The sequence below is a fragment of the Acinetobacter calcoaceticus genome, assembly GCF_051947995.1.
GTDB lineage: Bacteria > Pseudomonadota > Gammaproteobacteria > Pseudomonadales > Moraxellaceae > Acinetobacter.
The window spans coordinates 1-213 of sequence record NZ_JBLVVH010000076.1 but is presented as its reverse complement, the minus strand read 5'-3'; the positions used below and the strand labels follow the sequence as shown (position 1 = coordinate 213).

Genomic DNA, 213 nt, shown 5'->3' with positions numbered 1-213 from the left:
AAAGGTGCATTTAATGCGCGCGGTACTTTAAGCGCAGACGGTATAAAGATTGCCCAGGTGCATCGTCCAAGTGGGAGTAACTACAAAGTTGCGATTCAGGATATTAATACAGGGATCACCAATTTTCTCAGGCCAACCAGTTTAGATGAATCACCGAGCTTCTCGCCACATGGGCAAATGGTGGTTTACGCAACGCGTGAAGGTAATCGTGGC

At 47.4% G+C, this 213-nt stretch carries 1 pseudogene; it reads left to right on the top strand.

From position 1 onward, the window contains the following. A pseudogene (tolB, locus tag ACNQO6_RS18620) lies at positions 1-213 on the top strand (Tol-Pal system beta propeller repeat protein TolB); the annotation flags it as partial.